This is a genomic window from Mycobacterium sp. 1245499.0 (assembly GCF_001673615.1).
GTDB lineage: Bacteria > Actinomycetota > Actinomycetes > Mycobacteriales > Mycobacteriaceae > Mycobacterium > Mycobacterium europaeum_A.
Genome location: NZ_LZMG01000313.1, coordinates 1 through 3,465 on the forward strand (window position 1 = coordinate 1; position 3,465 = coordinate 3,465).

General features: G+C 68.8%; 4 protein-coding genes and 1 pseudogene. 4 read left to right on the plus strand and 1 reads right to left on the minus strand.

Translation table 11 applies throughout. The annotated features are described in order from the left end of the window. Together A5646_RS18925 and A5646_RS18930 are read left to right on the plus strand one after the other, a co-directional pair. Positions 1 to 648: pseudogene (locus tag A5646_RS18925) on the plus strand (replication-associated recombination protein A); the annotation flags it as partial. Then, positions 645 to 980, plus strand: coding sequence for a hypothetical protein (locus A5646_RS18930; RefSeq protein WP_066863527.1), 336 nt, complete (start codon positions 645 to 647; stop codon positions 978 to 980). The pseudogene A5646_RS18925 and the gene A5646_RS18930, both read left to right, overlap by 4 nt. Positions 981 to 999: 19 nt before the next feature. On the opposite strand, the gene A5646_RS18935 is transcribed toward A5646_RS18930, so the two are convergent. Further along, the gene (locus A5646_RS18935) at positions 1,000 to 1,623 is read right to left on the minus strand and encodes a hypothetical protein (RefSeq protein ID WP_066876286.1); all 624 of its coding nucleotides are present in this window, start codon (positions 1,621 to 1,623) and stop codon (positions 1,000 to 1,002) included. Positions 1,624 to 1,800: 177 nt separating this feature from the next. On the opposite strand from A5646_RS18935, the gene A5646_RS18940 reads away from it, so the two are divergent. After that, complete coding sequence (locus tag A5646_RS18940; protein ID WP_197497906.1) at positions 1,801 to 2,190, plus strand: secondary thiamine-phosphate synthase enzyme YjbQ; 390 nt, start codon at positions 1,801 to 1,803, stop codon at positions 2,188 to 2,190. 129 nt (positions 2,191 to 2,319) lie between these two features. Beyond that, the coding region (locus A5646_RS18945; RefSeq protein WP_231998374.1) for an alanine--tRNA ligase-related protein at positions 2,320 to 3,465 on the plus strand (1,146 nt) is incomplete at its 3' end.

Consider the following 3,465-nt stretch of genomic DNA (forward strand, 5'->3'; position numbering starts at 1 on the left):
GGCGAGTTGACCGTCGCCGCCGTCGAGCAGTCCCTGGACGAGGCCGCGGTGCGCTACGACCGGGACGGCGACCAGCACTACGACGTCATCAGCGCCTTCATCAAGTCGATCCGCGGCTCCGACGTCGACGCCGCGCTGCACTACCTGGCCCGCATGCTGGTCGCCGGGGAAGACCCGCGTTTCGTCGCGCGCCGGCTGATGATCCTGGCCAGCGAGGACATCGGCATGGCCGACTCGACCGCGCTGCAGGTGGCGGTCGCGGCCGCGCAGACCGTCGCGCTGATCGGGATGCCCGAGGCGCAGCTCACCCTGGCGCACTGCACGGTCTATCTGGCCACCGCGCCGAAGTCGAACGCGGTCACCACGGCGCTGGGTGCGGCGATGAGCGACATCAGGGCCGGCAAGGCCGGACTGGTTCCGCCGCACCTGCGCGACGGGCACTATTCGGGCGCCGCCGGGCTGGGCAACGCGCAGGGCTACAAGTACTCGCATGATCACCCGGATGGCGTTGTCGCGCAACAGTATCCACCCGACGAGCTGGTCGGTGTCGACTACTACCGGCCCACCGGCCGCGGCGGTGAACGCGAAATGGCCGGCCGGCTGGACCGATTGCGCGCGATCATCCGCAACAAGAGGGGACGGTCATGAAGGTCTTCACCGACGAGGAGATGGGCCGGCTGCTGCCCACCGCCAAGCCCTATAGCGTCGTCATCCTCAAGCGCGGCCCCAGGTTCGGCGACGAGTCGTCGGTCGGCGTGATCTGGGAGCACGGCCGGCGCAATTTCGGGCTGCGCGACGACGGGGTGCTCGCGGTGGTCCTGCCGGTCAGCGACGAGTCCGACGTCTGCGGCGTCGGAGTCTTCGCCGCGACGGTCGACGAGACCACCGGGATCATGAGCGAGGACCCCGGGGTCGCCGCGGGCGTCTTCACCTACGAGGTGCACGCCTGCCGCGGGTTCCCCGGCGACGCCTTGCCCTAGGCCCAGCCTGATTGCCCGGCTAGACCAGCTCGGGCACCCGCAGGTGGGCGATGGCCAGCTCGAACTCGGCCACGTCGATCACCTCGGCGCCCAGCTCGCGCACCCGCCTGCTGCGCAGTTCGCTGGCCCGGTCGCGGTTGCGGGCCATCGCCTCCATCGAGTCGAACGTGGAGCAGGTGACCGCCCGGCGGCACGCGGGGTGGTCGACGAGCAGGCTGGCGCTGCAGAACCCGTCGAGGTCCTCCAGCTCGGGCAGCACCGAGGACCGGTAGAAGTCCAGCGACCGGGTGAGCTGATCCGGCACCACCTTGAGCCAGGTGGCGCGCACGCACGCACCCTGTCGGGACGGGTGGTCGCGGTGCAGCAGGGCGATGTCCCATTCCTCGATCCGCGCGCTGCCGTCGAACATCAGCGCGGCCCGGTCACGGATGGGCGCGACCCGCTCGGCGCTGCCGCGCATCGCCTCGATGGTCTCCCACGAGCTGGTCGCAATGCAGGTGCCGGATTGCCGGTCGACCAACAGCGACAGCCCCACGCACCCGTCGATCTCGGTGAGGGCGGGCATGACGACGTCGCGAACGTGCGCAATTCCGATGTCGACCGACAGGGGTTGCGCCTGGATGGTGGTGGAACGTGCGTACACGGTCGACCCCTCTCTGTGTCGGGGCTTGACAACTAACGGGACCCGGTGGCGCCACCGGTCCCACCAGTTACCTTCCTCCTGCCGGTTGCGTGCCGCAATGCCCAACTGTGGCCGCGCTCACAAACGATTGGCTGGTCGCGACGGTCGGGCCGTAGGCTTGTCCGGGTGCATACCGATGTGTTGGACGTGGACACCTCGCGCCGCCGCATCGTCGATCTCACCGAAGCGGTGCGCGGGTTCTGCTGGTCGCGCGGGGACGGCCTGTGCAACGTGTTCGTCCCGCACGCCACGGCGGGGGTGGCCATCATCGAGACGGGTGCCGGTTCCGACGACGACCTGGTCGACACGCTGGAACGGCTGCTGCCGCGCGACGACCGGTACCGGCACTCGCACGGCTCCCCGGGCCACGGCGCCGACCATGTGATGCCGGCGCTCGTCGCGCCGTCGGTGACGGTGCCGGTCTCGGGCGGGGAGCCGATGCTGGGCACGTGGCAAAGCATCGTCCTGGTCGACTTGAACCGGGACAACCCCCAACGCTCGGTCCGGCTGAGCTTTCTGGAGGGTTAGCGGCCGGACGCCCGGCGCGCCGGGGCAGGTACTGTGAGCGGTCGAAATGCGTCGTTAGATGGGCTTCTCACACCCGGCGAATAGGCTGGGAGCCAGACGTCGAAGTAACGGAAAGAAGCGGGCTGGAAAGTGCAGACACACGAGATCAGGAAGCGGTTTCTTGATCATTTCGTGAAGGCGGGCCACACCGAGGTGCCGAGCGCATCGGTGATCCTCGACGACCCCAACCTGCTGTTCGTCAACGCGGGCATGGTGCAGTTCGTGCCCTACTTCCTGGGCGCGCGCACTCCCGAGTACTCGACCGCCACCAGCATCCAAAAGTGCATCCGCACGCCCGATATCGACGAGGTCGGCATCACCACCCGACACAACACGTTCTTTCAGATGGCGGGCAACTTCTCGTTCGGCGACTATTTCAAGCGCCGCGCCATCGAGCTGGCCTGGACCCTGCTGACCAACAGCGTCGAGCAGGGCGGCTACGGCCTGGATCCCGAACGCATCTGGACGACGGTCTTTTTCGACGACGACGAGGCCGTGCAGCTGTGGCAGGAGATCGCCGGCCTGCCCTCCGATCGCATCCAGCGCCGCGGCATGGAAGACAACTACTGGTCGATGGGCATCCCCGGCCCGTGCGGCCCGTCCTCGGAGATTTACTACGACCGCGGGCCGGAGTTCGGCATCGAGGGCGGCCCGATCGCCAACGAGGACCGCTACATCGAGATCTGGAATCTCGTGTTCATGCAGAACGAGCGCGGCGAGGGCACCGGCAAGGCCGACTTCGAGATCCTGGGGCCGTTGCCGCGCAAGAACATTGACACCGGCATGGGCGTGGAGCGGGTCGCGTTCATCCTGCAGGGCGTGCACAACGTCTACGAGACCGACCTGCTGCGCCCGGTCATCGACACCGCCGCCGCCCGGGCGCCCCGCGGGTATGACGTGGGCAACCACGACGACGACGTGCGTTACCGGGTGATCGCCGACCACAGCCGCACCGCCGCCATCCTGATCGGCGACGGCGTCACGCCGGGCAACGACGGCCGCGGCTACGTGCTGCGCCGGCTGCTGCGCCGGGTGATCCGCTCGGCCAGGCTGCTCGACATCGAGGGGCCCATCGTCGGCGACCTGATGGCCACGGTGCGCGACGCGATGGGGCCGTCGTACCCCGAGCTGGTCGCCGACTTCGACCGGATCCGGCGCATCGCCGTCGCCGAGGAGACCGCGTTCAACCGCACGCTGGCGGCGGGCTCGAAGCTGTTCGACGAGGTGGCCGGCACG

Coding starts and splice junctions, on each gene's coding strand:
- A5646_RS18930 (WP_066863527.1), top strand. CDS start 645: ATGAAGGTCTTCACCGACGAGGAGATGGGCCGGCTGCTGCCCACCGCC.